Here is a 23083-nt window from a genome sequence, read left to right on the forward strand (position 1 = left end):
AACAATCCTTAGAAATCATATCCTACAGTGGCAATCACAGAACGTTCCGCGCCCCAGTAGCAGTAACCCGTACCGTAACAGCCCGCAACGTAATCACGGCCGGTCAGGTTTGTGGCGTTAACTTGCACAAAAGCACCTTTCAGCGAAGGTGTCCACGCGCCCATATCTGCACGCACCATGGCATCGAGCAGTGTTACCGACGGCACGCGCAGGGTATTTTCATTATCCGCCCATTGCTTGCCGATATAACGGATACCTGAACCCAGGCTGATGCCGAAGTCGGCCTGGAACATGCCCCACAGGCTTGCCATCTGATCAGGCGTGACGTATGGCGTGTTGCCATCGTTACCGTCAATGGCATCTTTAAAGCGTACTTTGTTGTAAGTGTACCCGGCGATGGTTGAGAAACGTGGGTTCCACTGAGAACGCGCTTCAAGCTCAACACCCTGAGAATGCACTTTACCGGCGGGTTCATAGTAACTGCCTTGAACCACGCGGTTACCCACGTCTTTCTGCGTCAGGTCATACAGCGCGACGGTATACATATCCGCCGTACCGACCGGCTGATATTTTACGCCCGCTTCATACTGCTCAGCGGTCGTGGGCTTCAGCAGTTTGCCTTCGGCATCAGGCAATACCTGCGGCGTAATGGCCTGGCTGTAACTGAGGTACGGAGAAAACCCGTTGGTGAAGGCGTACAGCAAAGATGCTCGACCGCTGAAGTGGTCATCGGTACGGTTGTCGGTGACTTCGCTCTCAATCGCATCAGCCACGATATGGCTCTTGGTCACGATGTGGTCATAACGGCCAGAGAGTGTCATATGCCATTGAGCCCACTGCATATCATCTTGCAAATAGACACCGGCCTGTTCGTACTGGCGTTTACCGGCTTTGGTCAGCAGACCCTGGTTGATGGTGGAGTAAGTTGGGTCACGCGGATCGTAATAGTAGAAGCCGCCAGGGCCACCAGACTCGCCGGTCCACGGGTTGAGGTTGGTGGTGTAGGCGGAGTCATCGGACAAATTGTTGGTGAATTTGTGGAATTCACCGCCGAGCACCACTTTGTGATCCAGTTCGCCGGTCGCAAAATCCGCTTCAAGTTGGTTATCGATGGCGTACGCGTCCAGCGATGAGGTTTCTCCGCTGTAGTAACGCGTCAGTTCGTCATGGGCCACATCCGCCCAGCCAATCTGATAAGCCTGCTTCAGGCCAACGTTCGAGTGTGTGTAACTGGCATTTGAGCGGAACGCCCACACGTCGTTAAAGCTGTGCGCAAACTCGTAGCTGTATATCTGCTCGTGGCGTTTGAATTCGTCATTGCCCGGCTCAACGTCAGAGAAACCGGTGCTGATTTTGCGCCCGGTAGAAGAATAGATACTGCCATCCGCCGGAACAGAGCCATGGAATCCGCCTGAAGGATCTTTTTCCAGATAAGCACGCAGCACCAGCGAGGTATTCTCACCCGGCTGCCACAGCAGGGACGGGGAAATCGCGTAACGTTCGTCGCGCGTTTTCTCATACTGAGTGTCGCTATTTTTGGTTAAACCGATAATGCGATACGCCCATTCGTCGTTAATCGCATTGGTGTAATCAAATGCAGTACCGTTGGTCTTGTTATTACCGACCATCGCACGCACGTGGCCTTCTTCGATAAATTGCGGGCGCTTTGATGTTTCCATAACAAGGCCGCCAGGAATGGTCTGGCCGTAAAGTGCCGAAGAGGGCCCTTTAATCACATCAATTCGCTCCAGGAACCATGGGTCAACCTGAATCACGTTGTAGCTGCCGCCGTCGCTCATCAGGCGCAGTCCATCAAGGAAGGTGTTGTTGACGTCGCCGCCATGGAAGCCGCGCAGTGCCACGGTGTCATAACGGGTTGCGCCGCCCGCAAAGCCAGTAAACACGCCCGGTGTGTAATTCAGCGCACTGTTTACCGTTAATGCGCCCTGGTCTTCGATTTGTTGGCGGGTAATGACCGAAATAGATTGGCCGGTGGTGATCAATGGCTCATCGGTTTTGGTCGCGCCACGGCTGACTGTCGCGCTATAACCTTCAGTTTGGCTGGTGGAGGTTTGTGCCGGAGTGGCGGTGACGATGACGGTATCTTCAGCCTGCGCGTAAGCGGGTGCCGGGAGTGCAAGCGCGCAGAGTAAAGCAGAACGCTTTACTGTAAATGCCAGTTTCATTTGATATTTTCCCAAGAAGGTCTTGTTTTAATCACCTGGGCTACTGATCTTCGTCAGCAATAGTCGTGTGAATTCAGGTGATACCACTGCGTTTATAAGAATGCGAATTATTATCGTTATTATTTGATGATTCAAGTGCAAATATTGGCAGGGGTGTGATGAAAACCCATGAAAATATTATTGTTTTTAGCAGCGGTGGGGGGCGTTCTTCAGGTGAGGAATATTCTTTAACGGCAGAAATACGGTGTTCCCAGCCTCTCCCGTTTCAGGAGAGGAGGGTAAAAGGGATTACTGAGTCACGGCTTTTGCAGAAGTATCTTTAACCGGTCCAGGCGTTGCAGAAGGCAATTTGTCCGGAGCGGAATCACACGGTTTCTCTTTAGCGCACAGCATATCGAGCATTTTTAATGTGACGCCGTTAGTCCAGCCGAATCCATCCTGCAACGGATATTCACCGCCGCCACCGCCTGTGCCGGTGGTCGAGACATCATATTTCTCCACCAGTTTTTGCTCGCGGTTATAGGTCTGTTGCACGTTAGTCAGGAAACGCCAGGAGACTTCCATCGCCAGATCGTTATGCCCGTAATTTTGCAGACCTTCAGTCGCCACCCACTGAAGCGGTGCCCAGCCATTTGGGGCATCCCACTGCTGGCCCGTTTTCAGATTGGTCGTGGCAAGCCCCCCGGCTTTCAGCAGTTGAGAGCGGGTGAGGGCAGCCATTTTATCCGCGCGATCTTTCGACGCGACATGCACGTAAAGCGGGAACAGCGCCGCAGCCGTGAGTTGCGAACGCGCGGCATGGGTTTTGAGATCGTAATCAGCATAGAAGCCTTGTTTATCGTTCCAGAGATGCTTTTCCATGGCTTTTTGGCGCGCATCTGCCGATTGCTGATATTGCGTGGCACCCGTGCTGTCTTTCGCCACAATGCTGGCGTGGGCCAGAGTTTTTTCCATCTGGAAGAGCAGTGCGTTTAAATCCACCGGAACGATAGAGGTGGTACGGATTGAGCCCAATTGTTCGGGTTTATCCATCCAGCGAGAGCTAAAATCCCAGCCCGAAGCGGCTGCCGCGCGCAGGTCACGATAAATTTCAGTCGCCGGTCGATTGGGATTGTTCTTCGCTGTGGTCACATCATCCAGATACGATTCGGTGCGCGGCGTGTCGCGATCATCCCAGTAACGGTTTAACACCGAACCATCTTTGAGTTTCACCACCCGCAGATTTTCAGCACCGGGTTCCAGCGCTTCACTGCCTTGCATCCAGTAGCCGTACTCTTTTTTCAGCTGCGGCAAATAGGTGGTGTAGGTTTCGTCGCCATTATGGCTGGCGAGCAGTTTAACCATGAAGGCAAAGAAGGGGGGCTGGGAGCGGCTCAGATAATAACTGCGGTTGCCGTTAGGAATATGCCCCCAGGTGTCGATTTCATGGGCAAAGTTATCGACCATGTCCTGCACTTTGTCCCAGTGCCCGCTTTCTGCAAGCCCAAGCATGGTGAAATAGCTGTCCCAGTAATAGACTTCGCGGAAACGTCCCCCCGGCACTACATATGGTTTCGGCAACGGTAACAGCGAATCCCATTCATCTACGCTGTCTGTGGTGCGCGTTAGCACTGGCCACAAACTGTTGATGTGTTCGCGTAACGTCTGTCCTTCAGGCGGGACATACTTTTTACCTTCTTTGGGCAAAATAAAGTTAACGTTAACGAAATGGCGCAAGTCGAAACCTGATTGATTGCGCTGCATGCGGTAATCCGCAAGGATCATCAACGGATCATTCCTGGGGATGGCATCAGCAAATGTTTTCTGATCGGGGAATAATTTTGCTGTTTGTACATCGGTAAACAGTGGGCCAAGCAGGACATCAGGCGGCTGGGGCAGCGCTTGTAGATCGCCTGCGGCCGACGAGGGCAAAGTGAAAGTCACGAGCGTACAACCGATAGCTATTTGAATCGCAAATAATAACGTGCGAGGACGACGCAAAACAGGATTTATCATTAATTGTTCTCCTTTACAGGCTACTACGGCGAAGGTTTTCCGCGATCAACCCTATGAAAACCTTAGACGAATTTCCGGCCAGTGAAAGGGGAGATGTCTCATAATCTGATAAAGCAGATAAATTACCGCCTTGCTAACCGTCAACTTATCCTTGCGGATTAACCAACCACGTTCCCTCTTTTTCTACAGATAACGTCATGCTTCGAGACTGATTATTAGCCCGTAACGTTAGCTCATATTTGCCCGCAGGTAATTGCAGGAAACCATAACCATTGGCTCCAGGCGTGACATTTTCGGTCTTGCCGTTGACATCAAGTTGTTCGCCGTCGTTCATCCGAACATAAATGCGCGCTATCGCACCATCAACCACGGGCAGAGCCGCTTTAGGCGCGATGGCTTGTTCTTTTTCCGCCACCGGTTTTTCGGCTTTGGCAGTCTGGCTCGAAGGAACAGAAGGAGAGGAATGACTAAAAATCAAACCGCCAATCGCCACGCCGACCAGCAAACTGGCGGCAATTTGCGCAGGGAGTTTGTAGCGTTTATTGAAGGGCAAAAGTGGCGATATTTCGGCATCTTCCACTGCTACCAGCATGGTGCCGGGCTGCTTCGACGGTGCCATGCCATTAACGCCGCTCAACGGGATTTCAGCTAATGCCGCAAATTCTGCGATAGATTGCGGGCGGTCTTCAGGTTTTAACGCCAGCGCGCTATCGACGGCCTGCAACAGACTATGGGAATAACCTTCCGGGCGGTTTTTCGCGAGTTTTACGCAAGGGTCATGAATGGTGCGCGTGACGCTGGCGGGCGGGCAGGTGCCGGTAATCAGCGTGTAGAGGACGGCGCCAAGTGCGTAAATGTCCGTCCACGGCCCGAGCTGGCCTTCGAGGTCTTCAGCGTATTGTTCAAGTGGCGCAAAACCTGGGTTCAGCGGCGTTTTAATCTCATCGCCATTTTCCGCCTGCCCAGGGCGTGGAGCGCCAGCATTAAGCAGCAATGGTGCGCCATTGTCCTGAATATGAATGCTTCTTAACGACAGGTCACGATGGATAAATCCTTCATCATGTAAGGTTGCCAGCGCGCCGCACAACATGGGCAGCATACGGCGGATCCAGGCTTCATTAATGATTTCGGGTTGATGCTGATGCAGTTCAGCCAGCGTGACATCGTTGGAATAGCGCGTCGCTGCATAAGCGGTTTCGTTTTGCGTCCAGAAGCTGAAAACTTGTAGCAAATTTGGATGATTAAATTGCGCAAGTTGACGGGTCGACTGCACAAAACGGCTCATGCCGACATTAAACGCCTGGCTGTCTTGTTTACTGCGTAACACCAGCTGCATGTTATCGCTGCGCACCGTCAGTGCGCGCGGCATAAATTCGCGGATAGTGACCGGGCGTTCCAACTGGTGGTCCCAGGCTTTATAGACCACGTTGGTATTTGTCGATTCAGTCACTTGCTGAATTTCAAACTCGTCGAAACGGAAACCAGGCGGCAGAGCGTCAGGCGTTTCTGTGTTGTAATCTTTATCAGTCATGATGGCCTTTCTCTGCTCGACGAAACGTAAGGGTTACTTCTGTGCGCGCCATGCGCCAACCGCAGGGTCACGCAATTGCGGACGCAGGGAGTCAATCAACAACAGCGTGATAGGCGTCTCTGGCGCAAGCCACGCCGCCCAAACTTTTCGCACGACGTTTAAACGTTTCTGAATAGCAGCTTCATCCACCGCCATTTCTCGTGGCACTTCAACGGCAACGATCCCGGTCGCTCGCCAGCCATTCAGCTCCGGGTGATACGGCAAAATCATCCAACTCTGCGGGGCGTGTTCATTGCTGACCACCATTCGCTCGTTGTTGAGACTGGTGATCAGCAGGCTGTCAGAGCCTGCCTCAGAGCTTAATCCGCTGACCGGGAAACCATGCACAAAGGTCATCACATTGCGCGTTTCACCGCTAACACCACTTTGAATGATTTCGCTGCGACCGTTTAACCAGCCGCCTTTTTCACACTTGCCGTTGGGAATAAACAGGGCGGCGGCATTGGCATCACCTTGCCAGAAAGTACGCAGATGGCAGCCGTCCTGAAGCGTAAACTCCTGCCAGGGCGTGCGGTCAGCTAACGGTGAGTTTTCTTCGCGCGCAGGTTGGGCATTGGGTTCACTGGAAACCACAGGCGCAATAATCACCGCCCAGTCACTACTTTTGTTCGCCGTGCCAACTGCGAGTGTGTGACCTTGTGGATCTTCCATTCGCCAACTGACTAATTGCACGGTGCTACATTGGTTTTCCAGCAGCGACCCAAGACGTGGCATAAAAACATTGAGCAACGCCGGGTTTTTATCGCCATTGGCGACAATACGCAGCGGAAGTTCTGGCGCACACCAACTTTGCGGCGTGTTGTTTTGCACATCGTCAATCCAGACATCCAGCTTTTGCGAAGGAGACTGGACGATACGATAGTTCCCAGCAGCCCACGCCGTGGTCGATGCCAGCAGTAGCGCCAGACCCGAAAGCCAGAGTTTCATAGAAATCCTTGTTAGACGAACAAACTTAAACAAAAAAAGCGTGACGTAAACGTCGACAATTAATCAATGATCCAGGTACCACTGTTCGCGTTCTGACAGGCCTTGCTGCCGCCATCAACTGCAACACAGGTGGTTTTTTTAGCCGCACGGCGTGGACGTGGGCGGTCTTTTTTCAGCGTCTGCGCATACAGTTCACTTTTCACCAGGGCGCGTGTCGGGACATAACCCAACATTTCCTGTTTATCCTGCTCCGCAATGGCGAGCCAATTATTCTCAACTTGTCCCAAAACGGTATAACTTTGCCCATTTTCAAGGGTGCTGACCACTTTCCCGCCAAAGTCCGGTTTGGTCATAATTGACCCCGGGTACAGCGCCCGATAACTGGCGTTAACAGGGGTGAACTCGTGAGGTGCGGCTACCGCGTAGCGGTGTGTCAGCGTGACACCGTTGATTTCACTGGTCACGAGAGTATCGTCCGTCATTTTTGGCGGTGGTGCTTTACAACCTACAACAGTGGCAACAACGGCAAGGATCAACAGATTGCGCAATTTCATCGTAACGTTCCCTGAAAAAATGATTCAAACCTGGTCGCCGAGAAGGGGGTGAAGTGGCGAAGAAGAAGTCCAGGAATCTGAAGAATGATTCACAATAACAATACATATTAACGTTAATTTTACATCGCTTGATTAACAATTCAATACGGATGTAACTGATTGACATTATTAAGTGTTAATCAGGTCATGAACGACGCTCAGAGCAATGATTCACAGGGTGAATGATTTGTGGTCACTGGCTGCGATGAATGCTGATAAACCCACTGTCGGATGACGACTAATGCGTCAGAGGTTTTGCTTAATGATCCCCGCCAGGCGCTCAAAAGAAGGCTCCATATCGCAGTCTTTGATATTGGCGAAACCGACTAACAATCCTTTTGATTTCTGGCTATTAAAGTAATAACGCGACAGCGGCCTGACCAAAATACCTTCAGCATTAGCACGCTTAGAAATGCCGATATCGTCGGCATCAGCCGGAAGTTGAATAATGAGATGTAAACCGGCGTTGCTATTGAAATAACCGAGAAATTCTTCGCCTAAATGCTGCTTAATTAATTCGACCAGCACAGTACGGCGTTTGTTATACAACTGGCGCATTTTACGAATATGCGCGGCGTAATAGCCTTCGCGGATAAATTCGGCCAACGCGGCCTGAATAATTTGATGACCGCTGCGATAAAGCTCGTTATGCACCTTTTTCAGCGGGGCGGCTAACGGCTTGGGTAAAACGACATACCCCAGACGGAGCGCGGGATACAGCGTTTTACTAAACGTACCGATGTAAATCACCGGGCTGTCATCTTCCAGTCCTTGCAACGAAGGAATTGGCTGGCCGGAGAAACGAAATTCGCTATCGTAATCATCTTCGACAATCCAGCTTTGATATTCCCGAGCCATCGAAAGTAATAACTGGCGACGGGGAAGACTCATGACCGAACCGAGGGGATATTGATGGGAAGGGGTGACGAACATTAATGTTGGCCGCACGGCAGATGAGGGGGCGGGAACCAATCCCTGATCGTCAACATCGCACGCCGTTATATTTACCGCATTCATGCGTAAAATATTCTTAATTCCCCAATAGCCGGGTTCTTCAATCCACGCGTGATCGCCTGGATTACACAATGTGCGGGTGACTAAATCCAGCGCCTGATGAATCCCTTCGGTAATTAATATCTGGTCGGTCGAGCACTTAACCCCGCGCGCAGTGCGCAAATAATCGGACAGCGCAGACTTCAAAACCTCGAGCCCGCCGTCAGCGTCGTAGGTCAAAAACTCAGGGTTAGGGCGCCTGGCAATTCGGTCATAAATCTTCTTAAAGGTACGGTGGGGGAAGCTGTTGACGTCGGGCACGCCCGGAATAAAGTCACCCCATTGCGCGGGACTGGCACTGGCGTTTTCCAGCAAGTCGAGGCAGCGCTTCGACAGGCTTGCAGGCGGGAATGGCTGGGCGGTTTGTGCGGTTCTGGTGACCTGCGTATTGAGATTATCCAGCACACTTTCGGTGACAAACGTCCCGCTGCTGGTGCGCGTCGAAATATAGCCTTCTGCCTGCAATTGTTCATACACCCGCAGCACAGTATTGCGTGATACCGCCAGCTCATTTGCCAAATCCCGGGTCGGTGGCATGCGCGCCGCAGGCCGTAAACTTCCCTCAAGAATACAGCTGCAAACCGCGAGATAAAGTTTCTTATGAAGTTTCTCGCCCGGCGTCTGGCTAAATGCTTGCTTGATCACATCTACGGCAAGTGAACGCATTTGGATCCTATTATTAAAACGATTTGGCTCTCGATTAAGGTACCAGATTCTGTCTAAATGAATACGGTAATACAACCTATCTATTTGATAAATGTGTGAGGGATAAAAAAATGAGTAATAACGAACTCCATCAACGTCGTCTGGCTGCTACTCCACGTGGTGTAGGTGTGATGTGTAATTTCTTTGCGCAAAGCGCGCAGAACAGCACCATCACCGATGTTGAAGGCAAGCAATATATTGATTTTGCCGCCGGGATTGCCGTACTGAATACCGGCCATCGCCATCCTCGCCTGGTAGAAGCGGTTGAGCAGCAACTTCATGCGTTTACTCACACGGCTTATCAGATTGTCCCTTACGAAAGCTACGTGACGTTGGCGGAGAAAATTAACGCCGTCGCGCCTATTGTTGGGCCGAAGAAAACTTCATTCTTCACGACTGGCGCTGAAGCTGTAGAAAACGCGGTGAAAATTGCCCGCGCTCATACTGGCCGCCCAGGGGTCATTGCCTTTAGCGGTGGGTTCCATGGCCGCACCTATATGACCATGGCGTTAACCGGCAAAGTTGCGCCTTACAAAATTGGCTTTGGCCCATTCCCGGGCTCAGTGTTCCACGCGCCATACCCGTCAGCGCTCAACGGCATTACCACCGAAGAAGCGGTGAAATCCATCGAACGCCTGTTTAAGTCTGATATTGAAGCTACTCAGGTGGCGGCGATTATTTTCGAACCTGTTCAGGGCGAAGGCGGCTTTAATGTCGCACCTCCGGCGTTTGTCGCAGCGATTCGCCAGATTTGTGATACCCATGGCATCGTGATGATTGCCGACGAAGTGCAAAGTGGTTTTGCGCGTACCGGCAAAATGTTCGCCATGAACCATTACACGCATCAACCTGATTTGATGACCATGGCAAAAAGCCTGGCGGGCGGGATGCCGTTGTCCGGCGTGGTGGGTAAAGCTGATATTATGGATGCGCCAGCACCGGGCGGATTGGGCGGCACTTACGCCGGTAACCCGCTTTCTGTCGCCGCAGCACTTGCAGTACTGGACATTATTGAAGACGAAAAACTGTGTCAGCGTGCCGAAGCGTTAGGTGAGCGACTGAGATCAGCACTGCACGATGTTAAACAACATTGTCCGGCATTAGCTGAAGTGCGTGGATTGGGTTCGATGGTCGCCGCTGAGTTTTACGACACCACGACGGGTGAGCCTTCTGCGGCAATCGCCCAACAGGTTCAGAAACGCGCTTTGGAGCAAGGTTTGCTGCTGCTTACCTGCGGTCAAAACGGCAACGTTATCCGTTTCCTCTACCCGCTGACCATTCCGGATGCGCAGTTCGACAAAGCCCTGGATATCATTAAATCTGCAACACAAATGTGAGACTCGAGATGATCAATTTACACAATGCTGGCTTGCTGCTCGATAGTTGTCCGGTTGATGGCGAATGGAGCCACGCACTGTCGGGTAAGACAATGACCGTTGTGAATGCCGCGACGGGGCAGAAAATCTCTGACGTGCCATTCATGGGGCAGGTCGAAACACAGCGGGCAATCGCTGCGGCTGAAATTGCGCAGAAAGAGTGGAAGACGCAAACCGCAGCGTACCGGGCGAAAATCCTTCATAGCTGGGTGAGTCTTATCAATGAAAATAGCGAAGACCTGGCGCGGCTGATTACTCTCGAAGGTGGGAAACCGTTGGCTGAGGCGCGTGGGGAAGTTAACTACGCCGCCTCATTTATTACCTGGTTTGCTGAAGAAGCGAAAAGAGTCGATGGCGTGTTGTTACAACCGACCAGCCCTGACCAGCGCTTTATCGTGTCGAAGCAGCCGGTCGGCGTTTGCGCGGCTATCACACCGTGGAATTTCCCGGCAGCCATGATCACCCGCAAAGTGGCACCGGCGTTGGCCGCAGGCTGCGCGATTATCGTTAAACCGGCGGAGCAAACGCCGTTGACCGCACTGGCGTTAGCCAAGCTTGCAGAACTGGCGGGCCTGCCAAAATCACTGTTGCAGGTGATTACCGGTGATGCGAAAGAGATCGGCGACGAACTGTGCCGGAATGCCACGGTGCGCAAACTCAGCTTCACCGGTTCCACCCAGGTCGGGCGTTTATTGATGGCTCAGTGTGCGCCGACGATTAAAAAGCTGTCACTGGAATTGGGAGGAAATGCTCCGGTGATCGTCTTTGATGATGCCGATCTTGAGCAGGCGGTAAAAGGGATTATGGTGTCGAAATTCCGCAATAGCGGACAGACCTGTGTGTGCGCGAACCGCATCTACGTGCAGAGCGGTATTTATCAAAAGCTGTGCGATGAACTGGTGAAAGCGGTCGAAACCTTGAAAGTCGGTAATGGTCAGGATGACGGTGTCACACAGGGGCCGCTGATTAATGCCAAAGCGATTGAGAAAGTGGAACTCCACATTAACGATGCGCTGTCAAAAGGGGCTGCGGTGTTAACCGGCGGACACAAACATGCGCTGGGTGGGAACTTCTTTGCACCGACTGTAGTGGCAAATGTCACGCAAGAAATGCGCTTTGCCCGAGAAGAAACCTTTGGGCCAGTGGCCGCGCTGTTTAAATTCGAGTCCGATGAAGAAGTCGTTAATTACGCCAACGATACCGAGTTTGGCCTCGCCGCGTATATTTTCACCCAGGATGCGAAACGCCAATGGCAAATCCCCGAGGCGCTGGAATATGGCATGGTTGGCGTGAATACCGGGCTTATTTCCAACGAAATTGCGCCGTTTGGCGGAATCAAACAATCAGGGCTTGGCCGTGAAGGTTCGCGTTTTGGAATTGATGAGTATCTGGAGATGAAGTACGTCTGCGTGAAGCTCTGATAAACCCGTCATACTTCGAGTTACAGGGGCGTTGGCTGCATTGTTCCGCTCATTTGCCGCCACCCTGTAACTCGATTTACTTAGTTTTTTACCCTCACTCATTCTGCCAGCGCCATCTATTTTCCTTTTGGTTTTCCTTCCCCCAATGCCTGCCTGATGTGAATTTTAAAATGTTGCGATTGCGATCTTGTTCTTAACAATTATGTGACATCGAGTCTATACATATAACATATTATGTTTTATAAAATACTCACACTGCCTGCCCTTATGCCACATAAAGAGAAAAGATATGGAACAGACGACAGACAAAGAAAACCATCAACATCAGCCAGTTGAAGGCGAACAATTCAATCGTTCGATAGGGCTGATGTCTAACTTCGCATTGGGATTTACCTATCTTTCGCCACTGACAGCGGTGTACTCGCTGTTTGCGCTGGCCATCACTCTCGCCGGGCCTCCGGCCATTTGGTGGATACTGATTGTGGCGTGTGGGCAATTACTCGTGGCGTTAGTTTTCGGTGAAGTAGCATCGCAATATCCGATTACCGGCGGCTTATATCCATGGGCGAGAAGGCTGTGGGGTAAAAAATATGCGTGGATTGCTGCCTGGATTTATCTTTGGGCGTTAGTGGTGACCATTACGTCGATTGCGGAATACACCGCTACTTTCGTGGCCTCTTTATTCCACTACGCCACCAGTGCCGGCAACATGATGGTGACGTCGGTTGTCTTGTTGCTGATTATGATGGTGGTGAACATGTCGGGTACCAAAAACCTGGCACGGGTGGCGCGAATTGGTTTCTGGTGTGAAATCGTCAGCGTCATTGCGCTGGGCATTTATCTGCTGATATTCCATCGCTCACAACCTTTCTCCGTGGTATTCGATTCGATGGGCGTGCTGGCAAAAGACGGTAATTACACCACCGCATTTATGTCTGCATCACTCATGGGGCTGTTTATGTTCTTCGGTTTTGAAGCCTGCGGTAATGTGGCAGAAGAAGTAAAAAACCCCGGTAAGAAAATTCCCGTGGCGATGATTTTAAGTATCGTATTTGGTGCCATCTCAGCCGTTATTTCGATTATGGGCTATCTGTTATCGTCCCCGGATCTGATTAATATTGTAAACGGCAAAATTTCTGACCCCATCCCTGCAATCCTTAACGAAGCGTTGGGGCCAACCGGAGCTACCGTGTTTATCGTTGTCGCCGTCATCGCGATGCTGTCTTGTATTCTTTCGCTGCAGGCTGCATTAAGCCGCCTGATATTCTCCTTCTCCCGCGATAACATGCTGCCTGGCAGCCAATGGATGTCGAAGATCTCCAGGCACAGCGTGCCGGATAACGCCATGATGGTGAGCTGTTTGTTACCGGTGATTATCTGCGTGTGGGTCTACTTCCAGCCTGATAGCCTGGCGCGTATTACCGCGTTTGCGGTCATCGGTATCTATATTTCCTTCCAGATGGTGGTATTAGCCGCATTGCGCCAACGTTTAAAAGGGTGGAAACCGGCGGGCGAATGGACGGTGGGATCATGGGGGATTATCGTCAATATTCTGGCGTTAGCTTACGGGTTGTGCGGTATTTGGTTGTTGGCCCAACCGGCTGAAAGTGAAAACTTTATGGACCGCTGGACGGTACTGGTAGGGCTGGCAATTGTCATCGGTTCCGGGCTGATTTATATGCTGATCAGCAAACCGTTTGGCCGCTCGAATGCACCAGAAAATGATGCGATTGAGTACGCCCGTAAATTGAATGTTGAGCAGAGCTAATGTAAAGACGTTAAAGGGTGGATAACACTTATCCACCCTTTATGATGACTCAGAATAAACTATGCAGACTGATATAAATTAAAGTAATCATTCTCAAATACAACGGCGGCGTATTGTGGATTAAGTAAATCACCGACGCGACATCTTGGATGGGTAGAGAAAATAATTCGTCTATCTTTATTGGTCAGAATAACTCTGTCATTCACCGCGTAGGGTAATAATTCATCTTCAACCCGACTGACTAATAAATCTATTGCTGCAACCCCTAGAAAGCGATCCTGAAAATGCACCGGCACCGCAGCGGTGAGGGTGTACGAGGTATTGCAAATATAGTCGACGTAGGGGCCATGTAAAAAAGCGTTATCAACCGACGGAGCTTGTTTAAACCATTCAAAGGTTCTGAAATCCAGACGCTGTTGGGTAGCCTGGTCTAAATCAAGATGGACCTGTTTTACACCATCAGCTTTCTTATACCACCACTCCAGAAGCCAGAATTCCTTATTACTCTCGCTGCTTTCAATGTGGCTGGCAAAACCAGCGCCGGAACAGTACACATTGCTGCTCAGGGTCTTTTTAATAAGATCCTGAATGGTATTTCTTACAGACGGTTCAAGAAGATGTGCCAGATTAACATCTTTAATTTCAGCCAGGGCAGCTTCAATTTCCCTGGCAAGTAAACTGGTTGACGTAATGGTAGAGTTAATGATGCTATCAATTTTATCGCTAAGGTTACGGAGTGATGTTGTTTGTAGCATATTTATGCCTATTTTTATTTATACGCACGCCGGATATCTACGGAGTGCTGTTTGCATTGTGCTTCAATTTATTTTCTATCAGATAGAAAGTAAACGTGTCGATTAAATTTTTAGCCATGTTTACTGACTCAACTTCATTATGTGATGCAAGCACGTCAATTAACGAGGTATACAGATCAACAATCTCACGATGTATATTTTCTGAACGGAACAGAATCGCCACCAGTGACGACCATTCAGACTGTAAAATCAGCTCCTGATTGGCCAGCCGTGCTGACTGGGAACACGCGGCAATGGCTAATAAACAGCGCATGTCCGCCTGAGTGCGAGCTTCAGGCGTGGTGGAAGTGCTAAGCACCTCAACAAAATCGCGCAAGCGAGTGATATCTGCGTTTGTCATTCGGCGGGAAGCAAGCCTTGCACTGTGGCTGATAATGGCACAATGCATTTCACCCAAATCAGACAAATAATCAGTACTTAACGTCTTAAATGGATTAAGAATATTGTTGAATTCCCAGGTTTGCTCGCAGACAAAACTCCCACCATTACGCCCACGCACCGTGTGGATTAAATTATTGGCGCGCAGCGTATTTAATGCTTCCCGAATCGTGATGTGCGAAACACCCATCATTTTTGCAAGATCGGCTTCGTTAGGTAACTGCTCATTTGCCTCAAGCAGCCCGGTAATAATGGCATTAGAAAGTCGCTGAACTATCTGATCGGAACGGCTGGCCTGACCGATTGGCGCGAATATCACCGCATGCGTAATCATAATATTCCCTGGTAAGATAATCCTTTATACCCGCAACTCGAATAATTCGGGGTATAGATGTGCCACTGAACATAGCATACAACCCCTTGTTAATGAAGGAAGGCTAACGTATCCGGGCCCGTTTGCTTCCTTGTTTCTCAGTTGCCTGTGACGGTTCACAACGCGTGATTCTCGCAAGCCAATTGCAGCGTAAAAATTCACTTCAAAATGGGATGCATATCATATTGTTAGCATAATGTTATTGAATTTAACCTTCGATAAACATATTACATAATATAATATATGTTTAAACGATCGGAGAGCGTGATGAAAATTCTTAAGCACTTTATTAATGGGCAATATGTATCGGGTTCGGAGGAGAACCTCTTTGAGCTGATAAGTCCTGTGAATGGAGAAACTTACGCCCTGTCGCCCTGTGCGGGTCGTGATGAGGTCGAGCAGGCCTATAGCGCGGCGAAAAGTGCATTTACCGTGTGGAAGCGTTCCACGCCGTCGCAAAGGCAGCGTGCGCTGTTAAAACTGGCGGATGAAATTGAACGTAATGTTGAGCGCCTGACGCAAGCGCAAAGCGAAGAAACCGGTCAATTGCGGCATTTCATTGAAAAAGAAGAGATTGCGGCATCCTGTGATGCACTACGATTTTTTGCCGGTGCGGCGCGTTGCCTGGAAGGTAAAGCATCATACGAATATGCTGAGGGCTTAACCTCCACCATTCGTCGCGAGCCGTTAGGGATTGTCGGCCAGGTTACCCCCTGGAACTATCCTTTCATGATGGCCGTGTGGAAAATTGCCCCGGCGCTGGCCGCCGGGAACACGGTGGTGTTAAAACCCAGCGATACCACGCCTGTCAGCACCTTAATTTTGGCCGAACTGGCAGCGCCGCTTTTCCCGCAGGGCGCCTTTAATGTGGTGCTCGGTAAAGCGGAAACGGGCTCGCTGGTGGTTTCCAGCACCGAAGCCTCGCTGGTATCCATAACCGGTTCGGTGCGTGCAGGATTGCAAGTTGCCGCATCTGCTGCGGCGAACCTGACCAAAGCACACCTCGAACTGGGTGGCAAAGCGCCGGTTATCGTTTTTGCCGATGCAGACATTGAAAAAGCAGTCGATGTCATCACCACGGCGGGTTTCTTTAATGCCGGACAAGACTGCACCTCGGCGACACGAATTTTGATTGAAGCCGCCATTTATGAGCCATTCCTCGAGAAACTGGTCAACAAAACCCGCCAAATCAAATTTGGTGCCCCTGAAGATAAAAACGCGTTGTACGGTGCGTTAAACAGCCGCAATCAACTTGAACAAGTTAAAGGGTTTATCAGCCGTTTACCGTCACATGCCGTCATTGAAACTGGCGGGAAAGCGGGAGACGGTCCAGGCTTCTATTTTGAACCCACAATAATCTCAGGGCTTGAACAGCGTGACGAGGCAATCCAGCACGAAGTGTTTGGCCCGGTCATGACCGTACAGTCGTTTTCCTCGGAGGAGGAGGCGCTGGACAAGGCCAATGATGTGGAATATGGCCTGGCGTCGAGTATCTGGACGAGCAACCATAGCCGCGCCCAGCGCTTGAGCATTCACCTGGATTTCGGCACCGTCTGGATTAACAACCACATCCCGCTGTGTGCAGAAATGCCGCACGGTGGCTTCAAGAAGTCGGGCTACGGTAAGGATTTGTCATCCTATTCTCTGGATGAATATACGCGGGTGAAGCACATTATGTGTGACATCTCCGAATAGTAAGATCGGTATGAACGCCTCTCTGATTATATTTTAAGGTGATGAAATGAAAGCAATGAAAGTCGCTGTTTTATCCTTTGCGCTATTCTCAAATTTGGCATTGGCGGATGTGTCTCCCTTAACGGTGGTCAAAGATTATATGTCGGCGTGGAACGCGCATGACTCCGCGAAGGCGGCACAATTTTTGGCTAACGATGTGGTGTATTACGATGCAGCCAGCGGTACGCCGGTCAAAGGGAAAAATAATGCCGAAAAAGAGGTCATTGGCGCGTTTATTAAAGCCGTACCGGATTTGACGTGGAAAATGATCAGCAAGCCAGTGTATGACCACGACACCATCGCTTTTCGCTGGGAATTTAGCGGAAAAAATAGCGGCGAATGGGCGGGCAGTCCAGCCACCAATAACCCGATAAAATTTGAAGGTGTCAGTTATATCACCGTTAATAACGGGAAAATTACCTGGCAGGGTGATTATTATGACTCTAAGAAACTGGATGAAGAGTTAAAGCCACAGACTAAATAAGGATTTTTATGTCGATTACCAGACGTGATTTTCTCAACGGAGTTGCCATTACGATTGCCGCAGGGGTGACACCATTAGACCTTGCAAAAGCGGCCGGTAAAGCCAGTGCGATGATGGGTGAGGACTATTATCCTCCTCAGCTCACAGGGCTGCGTGGGAATCATCCCGGTTCATTTGAAATGGCGCACGCGATTGGTCGTGACCATGAAAAATTCAGTACCGATCATCTGCCCATTGAAGAAGAATATGATCTGGTGATTGTCGGCGGTGGGCTAAGTGGATTATCTGCCGCCAGCTTCTGGCACGACCTGGCGGGGAATAATAGCAAAGTCCTGATACTCGATAATCACGATGACTTTGGTGGTCACGCGAAGCGAAATGAATTTAACACGGGCGGTAAAAAGATAATTGGCTACGGGGGCAGTGAAGCATTTCAATCGCCGAGCCGGAATTTCAGCCCGGAGGTCAATGGACTGATGTCTACCGTCGGCGTCAGTGTGGTCAGAATGAAGCAGAGTTTTGATGTTAATTTCTACCCCGATTTAAAACTCAGCCGTGGCGTTTTCTTTGATAAAAAGAATTTCGGTGAAACCAAAATTGTGAGTGGCGATCCTGGCCATGCCGTCGCCGATGATATTCCGCGAGATAAACTTAATGGCCGCAGCCTTGAGGCCTTTATTAATGATTTCCCGTTGAGCGAAAGTGACCGTAAAGCGATTTTAGATTTGCATGTGAATCCGGTGGATTACCTAAAAGGTCTGTCGGTCGATGAAAAAACCGCGTGGATGGACACCCACAGTTATCGGGATTTCCTGGTGGAAAAAGTCGGCCTGAGCAAAATGGCCGTGATGTATTTCCAGCAACGCACCAACGACTTTTTTGCCATTGGTATTGAAGGCGTGAGTTGTAGCGATGCCCGAACGTGTGCGCTTCCCGGGATGGATGCCATGGATCTGCCACCGCTTGATGAAGAGGCACAGGCCGACCTCGACGAACCTTACGTTTATCATTTTCCTGACGGCAACGCCGGGCTTGCGCGCCTGATTGTCCGGCACCTGATCCCTGAGGCTTTGCCGGGTAACACCATGGAGGACTCCATCACCTCCAGGCTTAACTATGAAAAGCTCGACCTCCCGGAAAACACGACGCGCCTTCGCCTGAACAGTATTGTCATTCATGCGGCCAATACCGAAGACGGGGTGGTGGTGACCTATGTTAATGACGGCAAAGCGCATCGCGTGAAAGGGCGAAAAGCCATCATGGCGGGATACAACATGATGATCCCGTATCTGGTGCCTGAGACCCCGGAACAGCAAAAAGCCGACCTGCGGATGAATGTCAAAGCACCGTTGGTTTACACCAATGTGATGGTAAAAAACTGGCAGGCATTCACTCAGCTTGGCATCCACGAATTCTATTCTCCCGCCGCACCTTATAGCCGCGTGAAGCTGGATTATCCGGTCAGTATGGGGAGTTATCATCATTCGCAAAACGCCGATGAACCCATGTGCCTGCATATGGTTTATGTGCCGACTTATCCTGGTAGCAAGCTCAGCGCACGCGAACAGTTCCGCCAGGGACGGGCATATTTGCTGGGGACCCCGTTCGATACGCATGAAAAAATGATCCGTTCGCAATTGCAGGAAATGCTCGGTCAAACCGGCTTTGACCATGAACGTGACATCACAGCAATTACCGTTAACCGCTGGGCGCACGGTTATGCCTATTACGCCAGTGCGCTGTTCGATGATATGGACGAGGTGCCGAAGATAATCGAGAGGGCGCGTCAGCCGATTGGACGCATCGCGATAGCCAACTCTGATTCAGACTGGGATGCCTACGCACATACTGCGATTGACCAGGCGTGGCGCGCGGTCAACGAACTAAAAGCGATGGGATGAGCGACATGAAACAGACTTTACTGGCTTTCGGCTGCTTGTTAGTGACGGGGAATGCCACGGCACTTTCCGCAGGTGAGTATATGGCGCGAGTGTCGGACTGTGTGGCTTGCCATACCGTTGAAGGCGGCCAGCCCATGGCGGGTGGGAAAAAGTTTTCCACGCCTGTTGGGGATATTTACTCGACCAATATTACGCCCGATAAAACATCTGGCATCGGTCAATATAGCTACGATGATTTTGAAAAAGCCGTCCGACAGGGCATTGCAAAGGAGGGGCATCCACTGTATCCCGCGATGCCATATCCCTCTTATGCCAAAATGACCGATCAAGACATTCACGCACTTTATGATTATTTCATGAATGAGGTGCCTGCATCGCCGGAGAAAAACAAAGAGAATGAGATACCCTGGCTGCTTTCGGCCAGATGGCCGTTACACGTCTGGAATACGTTCTTTGTCGACGAGATGAAGGCGGATAACCCCGCAACAAAGGCCGATAAAAACCGCGAATTACTCAGCCGGGGGCTTATCTGGTCGAAGGGGCGGGGCATTGCGGAGCCTGCCATACCCCCAGGGGCGTGGCGATGCAGGAAAAAGCGTATGACGCATCCAGCGATGTTTATCTTAGCGGCGCGATGATTAATGGCTGGTATGCGCCATCGCTGCGAAATATCACTCTGTCGCAGGATGAATTAAAGGATTTATTGCATATGGGCAGGAGCCAGCATAACGCGATATCCGGGCCAATGAGCGAGGTCGTCACGCAGAGTACGCAATATCTGAACGAAAACGATCTGGATGCCATTTCATTTTATCTGCTGAGTTTTAATCACAAGGCCACCGCTCCGGTTTCGCCTGACGGTACCATTGTCTATAAACCGACGGATGGCAAAACGCTTTATTCAATGTATTGCTCAACCTGCCACGGTGATGACGGGCGAGGCAAAGATTTCACGGTTCCTTCGCTGGTGAATAACGCTTTAATTACCGCTGACGATCCTTCGTCATTAATTTCGGTTATTTATCATGGTGCAGAAACACCCCAAACCCAGGGCAATATCTCTTTTAAAATGCCTGCTTATAAAGAGGTGATGTCTGACGATGAAATGACGAATGTCGTTAATTATGTCAGAGGAACATGGGGAAATGGGGCACCGCAGGCGAATCCAGATGATGTGGCTAAGGTTAATCGCGACTGAGGTTGTAGACGGCCTGCGAGGGCGTTAGATTACGTTAACCCCTTTTGCTATCTGGATATGTGATGACTGAAATTAAACTGAACCTGAATGACAAGGAAGATATTCGGCAGAAGCTGGTGGATTATTGTGAGGCGAATTTCGATTTAACGCTCGAGCAGTTTGATGCCGATTTTTTCACCGATTTCGTCATTAAAGAGTTGGGGCCTGCGTTGTATAACGCCGGAGTTGATGAGGCTATCAAAACCCATGCGGCTTATTGTGACCGCATCCAGGAAGAGATGGATCTGAAGAAAATTCTCTAGCTTCTGAACATTAGATAAACGTTTTGCGGCAGCCAATAATCGGGCTGCCGCAAAAGTTTAAACCACGCTCAGCAGTGGACTAACTCCGGCATTCGCGGAACAGATCAAGGTCAGGGTTATACACGCTGGAGGTGATGTCCCAAAGCCCTAACACTGATGAGAACAGGTTGTCGTGCGAGTAGTCGTTTTTAACCGCATTGTTTTTCAAACACGCCATATTTATATGTTTGTCGCTGATAAAGCCGGGCGACATCCACACCTGCATCGGAATATGCGTTTGCTGGTCCGGTGCCAGCTTGTACGGTGTGCCGTGCAGATACAGGCCACTTTCCCCTAATGACTCACCGTGATCGGAAACATACAGCAGTACGGTGTTGTACTGGTCGCTGTATTTTTTCAGTTTTTCAACCATTTGAGCCAGTACACGGTCAGTGTGGCGAATCGTGTTGTCGTAGGTGTTGACCAGTTGTTCTTGCGTACAGTTCTCGATATCGCTACGCGCACACTCTGGCATAAAGTGGCGATCTTCAGCCGGATAACGCTGATAATAGGTCGGCCCATGGCTGCCAATCATATGGAAGGCGATGAGTTTATCCCCGGCCATTTTAGCCACTTCCTCATCGAGATGTTCCAGCATCACCTCGTCGTAACAGGTGTCGCCATCACACAATTTCGCGTTATCGGTGGGTTTAATTTCGATAGTCGGGATCCGTTTACATACGCCTTTACAGCCGCCATCGTTATCTTTCCAAAGCAGTGAAACCCCAGTCTTTTGCACCACATCGAGGAAGTTTTCACTGTTGGAGGCTTTCCTGGCATCGTAATCGGTGCGGTTCATATTTGAGAACATGCACGGCACGGAAATGGCGGTGGCAGTACCACACGAATGCACATTCTTAAACGAGATAACCTCGCCCGTCTGGCTGGTGAAGGCGTTAGTGTCGCGTGCATAACCGTTCATCGAGAAGTTCTGGCTACGCGCGGTTTCACCAATCACCAGGAACATCAGGGTAGGTTTTTCTTTATGGGCGACACGTTTGGCGTCATCACCTAATGTCTGGAACGGTTCTTTGGTCGTGAAGTAAGTGTCTTTTAGATAGCGTACGGTGCCATAGGCGTAATTCGCCGGGATAATCTCTTTGTTTAGCGTCGAGTTATTGCGACCAACGGAGGCGTAATCCTGATAGTAAAGTGCCGCCACGCCGCCAATCAACAGCAGGGATGCAACCATGGACAACAAGCGATATACGATGCCCTTATACCACTTGGCTGGATATTCAATCTCAATTAAAAACAGCAAGATAGCGGGCAGCACACCGGTTAGCAGCACCCATAAAATGATTGAACCATTCAGATAGGAATGGGCTTCCTGTGGATTCGTTTCCAGGATGTTTTGGATCATTGACTGATCGAACATCACTTTGTATTTCAACGTCGAGTAACTGACCATCGAACCCGTCACTAACAGCAGGGCAAAAAATGGTTTCAACAGATAGCGAATTGAAAAGGGCAGGAAGACAAAGTTGAGTGCCGCGACAAGTACAAAGGGTATGGAGATAACAAAGCCAATTTTGACGTGTTCGAGGTGCGTCAAAATATCGTAAAAATGCAGTAATACTGGCCAGTTAAGCAAGAAGGCAAAAACCACCGCCAACAGTAAAACCAGTGGGATAAGCTTAATCCTGAAAAGTACGGGCATTAACATCTCCGAGAAGTCATTGATTCCAAAAGCTACGGCTGTCCGAATGGACACATTCGTAAAGCGACAGCTGAGGTGGCATTTTCATGCGCAAACTATTTAATTATAAAAATGCTGATCCTATAAATTATGGGCAGCATAGTGAAAATACAGGGTGTCCAATAATTGCCACGTGATGAATAAGGAAAATGCCAGCGTAGTAGACTCAGCTGCCACCAACGGAATCAGTTTCGTGGGTGACTATTTAAGCATTACGAACCTTAATTTAACCTTAATCGAATTAAATCATTAAGGAGAACAATTTCTTGTAGATTTACTTCAGGTTAAATTGAATAGATTCATGCTGTTACGAAATTTTTATACGGATTTCAAATCGTAGCGCAATTTTCAAACAAAGTGGCTTTTTTCTTTTTTATTGGCTCATTCTTAATATTAAGCTAAGAAATCTCTGTTATGTGTTTTCAATTTAACTGCGGTTTAGATTCGGTCATATTTTGCTTTTGTTTAATAAATCTGCATCATGATAAATACATTTGCGTGCTGCTGGTTTCTGACGGTCGTGACGGCTCGAAAAGTATAGTATG

At 49.9% G+C, this 23083-nt stretch carries 16 protein-coding genes and 1 pseudogene; 8 read left to right on the plus strand and 9 right to left on the minus strand.

The annotated features are described in order from the left end of the window. Window positions 1–8: 8 nt before the first annotated feature. The 6 genes from RHD99_RS10355 to pdxR all read right to left on the minus strand — a co-directional run bounded on the left by RHD99_RS10355 (window position 9) and on the right by pdxR (window position 9011). Window positions 9–2186 carry a TonB-dependent siderophore receptor gene (locus RHD99_RS10355; protein WP_309878690.1) on the minus strand — a complete coding sequence of 726 codons (2178 nt, stop codon included), beginning with the start codon at window positions 2184–2186 and terminating at the stop codon, window positions 9–11. Window positions 2187–2474: 288 nt separating this feature from the next. Then, window positions 2475–4181 carry an alpha,alpha-trehalase TreA gene (gene treA, locus RHD99_RS10360; protein WP_309878691.1) on the minus strand — a complete coding sequence of 569 codons (1707 nt, stop codon included), beginning with the start codon at window positions 4179–4181 and terminating at the stop codon, window positions 2475–2477. Between the two features lie 145 nt (window positions 4182–4326). Beyond that, complete coding sequence (locus tag RHD99_RS10365; RefSeq protein WP_309878692.1) at window positions 4327–5712, minus strand: serine/threonine protein kinase; 1386 nt, start codon at window positions 5710–5712, stop codon at window positions 4327–4329. A gap of 33 nt (window positions 5713–5745) precedes the next feature. After that, the gene (locus tag RHD99_RS10370) at window positions 5746–6699 is read right to left on the minus strand and encodes a hypothetical protein (protein WP_309878693.1); all 954 of its coding nucleotides are present in this window, start codon (window positions 6697–6699) and stop codon (window positions 5746–5748) included. 59 nt (window positions 6700–6758) lie between these two features. Further along, on the minus strand, window positions 6759–7253 hold the full coding sequence (locus RHD99_RS10375; RefSeq protein WP_183269476.1) for an SH3 domain-containing protein: 495 nt from the start codon (window positions 7251–7253) through the stop codon (window positions 6759–6761). A 285-nt stretch (window positions 7254–7538) separates the two neighbouring features. Next, complete coding sequence (pdxR, locus tag RHD99_RS10380) at window positions 7539–9011, minus strand: MocR-like pyridoxine biosynthesis transcription factor PdxR (protein WP_309878694.1); 1473 nt, start codon at window positions 9009–9011, stop codon at window positions 7539–7541. A gap of 110 nt (window positions 9012–9121) precedes the next feature. Between pdxR and puuE the strand changes: the two genes are divergently transcribed. From puuE to RHD99_RS10395, 3 genes are all read left to right on the plus strand, one after another. Then, window positions 9122–10387 (plus strand): 4-aminobutyrate transaminase, encoded by a 1266-nt coding sequence (gene puuE / locus RHD99_RS10385; RefSeq protein ID WP_309878695.1) that lies wholly within the window; start codon window positions 9122–9124, stop codon window positions 10385–10387. 11 nt (window positions 10388–10398) lie between these two features. Further along, window positions 10399–11847, plus strand: coding sequence for an NAD-dependent succinate-semialdehyde dehydrogenase (locus tag RHD99_RS10390; RefSeq protein WP_309879137.1), 1449 nt, complete (start codon window positions 10399–10401; stop codon window positions 11845–11847). 289 nt (window positions 11848–12136) lie between these two features. Next, window positions 12137–13615, plus strand: coding sequence for an APC family permease (locus RHD99_RS10395; RefSeq protein ID WP_309878696.1), 1479 nt, complete (start codon window positions 12137–12139; stop codon window positions 13613–13615). A gap of 59 nt (window positions 13616–13674) precedes the next feature. On the opposite strand, the gene RHD99_RS10400 is transcribed toward RHD99_RS10395, so the two are convergent. Continuing rightward, window positions 13675–14370: a cache domain-containing protein gene (locus RHD99_RS10400; protein ID WP_309878697.1), complete on the minus strand. Its 696-nt coding sequence runs from the start codon at window positions 14368–14370 to the stop codon at window positions 13675–13677. Between the two features lie 37 nt (window positions 14371–14407). After that, complete coding sequence (locus RHD99_RS10405) at window positions 14408–15142, minus strand: FadR/GntR family transcriptional regulator (RefSeq protein WP_309878698.1); 735 nt, start codon at window positions 15140–15142, stop codon at window positions 14408–14410. Between the two features lie 306 nt (window positions 15143–15448). Here RHD99_RS10405 and RHD99_RS10410 point away from each other — a divergent pair, with 306 nt between their 5' ends. From RHD99_RS10410 to RHD99_RS10430, 5 genes and pseudogenes are all read left to right on the plus strand, one after another. Next, on the plus strand, window positions 15449–16876 hold the full coding sequence (locus tag RHD99_RS10410) for a gamma-aminobutyraldehyde dehydrogenase (RefSeq protein WP_309878699.1): 1428 nt from the start codon (window positions 15449–15451) through the stop codon (window positions 16874–16876). Window positions 16877–16922: 46 nt separating this feature from the next. After that, window positions 16923–17399, plus strand: coding sequence for an ester cyclase (locus RHD99_RS10415; protein ID WP_309878700.1), 477 nt, complete (start codon window positions 16923–16925; stop codon window positions 17397–17399). Between the two features lie 8 nt (window positions 17400–17407). Further along, window positions 17408–19300, plus strand: coding sequence for an NAD(P)-binding protein (locus RHD99_RS10420; RefSeq protein WP_309878701.1), 1893 nt, complete (start codon window positions 17408–17410; stop codon window positions 19298–19300). Window positions 19301–19305: 5 nt separating this feature from the next. Next, window positions 19306–20498: pseudogene (locus RHD99_RS10425) on the plus strand (cytochrome c). Between the two features lie 62 nt (window positions 20499–20560). Further along, on the plus strand, window positions 20561–20800 hold the full coding sequence (locus RHD99_RS10430; RefSeq protein WP_183269465.1) for a DUF2164 domain-containing protein: 240 nt from the start codon (window positions 20561–20563) through the stop codon (window positions 20798–20800). 79 nt (window positions 20801–20879) lie between these two features. Here the strand turns inward: RHD99_RS10430 and RHD99_RS10435 are convergent, their stop codons facing one another. Further along, window positions 20880–22499 carry a phosphoethanolamine transferase gene (locus RHD99_RS10435; RefSeq protein WP_309878702.1) on the minus strand — a complete coding sequence of 540 codons (1620 nt, stop codon included), beginning with the start codon at window positions 22497–22499 and terminating at the stop codon, window positions 20880–20882. Window positions 22500–23083 lie beyond the last annotated feature (584 nt).

Origin of the sequence: Buttiauxella selenatireducens (genome assembly GCF_031432975.1) — a bacterium.
In the GTDB taxonomy this organism is placed as follows: Bacteria; Pseudomonadota; Gammaproteobacteria; order Enterobacterales; family Enterobacteriaceae; genus Buttiauxella; species Buttiauxella selenatireducens.

What these genes read in the sequence shown, in the direction of transcription:
- puuE (WP_309878695.1), top strand. Translation starts at nt 9,122, where the DNA reads ATGAGTAATAACGAACTCCATCAACGTCGTCTGGCTGCTACTCCACGT.
- treA (WP_309878691.1), bottom strand. Translation starts at nt 4,181, where the DNA reads ATGATAAATCCTGTTTTGCGTCGTCCTCGCACGTTATTATTTGCGATT.
- pdxR (WP_309878694.1), bottom strand. Translation starts at nt 9,011, where the DNA reads ATGCGTTCACTTGCCGTAGATGTGATCAAGCAAGCATTTAGCCAGACG.
- RHD99_RS10435 (WP_309878702.1), bottom strand. Translation starts at nt 22,499, where the DNA reads ATGCCCGTACTTTTCAGGATTAAGCTTATCCCACTGGTTTTACTGTTG.
- RHD99_RS10430 (WP_183269465.1), top strand. Translation starts at nt 20,561, where the DNA reads ATGACTGAAATTAAACTGAACCTGAATGACAAGGAAGATATTCGGCAG.
- RHD99_RS10395 (WP_309878696.1), top strand. Translation starts at nt 12,137, where the DNA reads ATGGAACAGACGACAGACAAAGAAAACCATCAACATCAGCCAGTTGAA.
- RHD99_RS10415 (WP_309878700.1), top strand. Translation starts at nt 16,923, where the DNA reads ATGAAAGCAATGAAAGTCGCTGTTTTATCCTTTGCGCTATTCTCAAAT.
- RHD99_RS10355 (WP_309878690.1), bottom strand. Translation starts at nt 2,186, where the DNA reads ATGAAACTGGCATTTACAGTAAAGCGTTCTGCTTTACTCTGCGCGCTT.
- RHD99_RS10405 (WP_309878698.1), bottom strand. Translation starts at nt 15,142, where the DNA reads ATGATTACGCATGCGGTGATATTCGCGCCAATCGGTCAGGCCAGCCGT.
- RHD99_RS10420 (WP_309878701.1), top strand. Translation starts at nt 17,408, where the DNA reads ATGTCGATTACCAGACGTGATTTTCTCAACGGAGTTGCCATTACGATT.
- RHD99_RS10400 (WP_309878697.1), bottom strand. Translation starts at nt 14,370, where the DNA reads ATGCTACAAACAACATCACTCCGTAACCTTAGCGATAAAATTGATAGC.
- RHD99_RS10375 (WP_183269476.1), bottom strand. Translation starts at nt 7,253, where the DNA reads ATGAAATTGCGCAATCTGTTGATCCTTGCCGTTGTTGCCACTGTTGTA.
- RHD99_RS10410 (WP_309878699.1), top strand. Translation starts at nt 15,449, where the DNA reads ATGAAAATTCTTAAGCACTTTATTAATGGGCAATATGTATCGGGTTCG.
- RHD99_RS10365 (WP_309878692.1), bottom strand. Translation starts at nt 5,712, where the DNA reads ATGACTGATAAAGATTACAACACAGAAACGCCTGACGCTCTGCCGCCT.
- RHD99_RS10370 (WP_309878693.1), bottom strand. Translation starts at nt 6,699, where the DNA reads ATGAAACTCTGGCTTTCGGGTCTGGCGCTACTGCTGGCATCGACCACG.